The following is a 690-nucleotide window of genomic DNA, read 5'->3' as shown; positions in this document are numbered from 1 at the left end:
GGTCACCGCGAAATCCACGGTCTCGTGCGCGGCCAACACCGCATCGATCTCCCCCAGCTCGATCCGGAAACCACGGATCTTCACCTGGAAATCATTACGACCCAAATACTCCAACTCGTTATCGGCCGTCCAACGCACCAAATCACCCGTGCGGTACAGCCGAGAACCGTTGGGATCGAACGGATTCGCCACGAAACGCAGTGCCGTAAGCGCGGGCTGCCGGTGATAGCCGCGGGCCAGCTGCGCGCCGGTGATGTAGAGCTCGCCGACAACGCCCGTCGGCACCGGCGAAAGCCGCTCATCCAACACATATTCGGTGATCGCGCGGATCGGGCCGCCGATGGTCACCGGCACGTCCGGCGTCAGCGGCGCGCTGATATTCGTCATGATGGTGGTCTCGGTAGGACCATAACCATTGAAAAACTCACGCACACCCGGTAAAGCCCAGCGCCGCACCAACTCCGGCGGACACGCCTCACCACCCGCCACCACCACACGCAGCTCACCGAGCCCCGCCGGATCAATCGACGCCAACGCCGCAGGAGTGATGAACGCATGCGTCACACCCTCACGCCGCAGCAACCCGGCCAGCTCCTCACCGCCGTACACCGTCGGCGCGACAACCACCATGGTTGCCGAACCACCAAGCGCCAGCAGCAATTCCAGCACCGATGCGTCGAACGACGGCGA

The 690-nt window shown here is 63.8% G+C and carries 1 protein-coding gene; it reads right to left on the bottom strand.

Annotation, left to right across the window (positions count from 1 at the left end):
- The coding region (locus LGY53_RS43370) for an AMP-binding protein (RefSeq protein WP_225732500.1) at nucleotides 1-690 on the bottom strand (690 nt) is incomplete at both ends.

Source organism: Nocardia sp. JCM 34519.1, assembly GCF_020361265.1.
Taxonomy (GTDB): Bacteria; Actinomycetota; Actinomycetes; order Mycobacteriales; family Mycobacteriaceae; genus Nocardia; species Nocardia arthritidis_A.
Note: the sequence above shows the minus strand (reverse complement) of the source record. Positions and strands in the feature narration are given on the sequence as shown.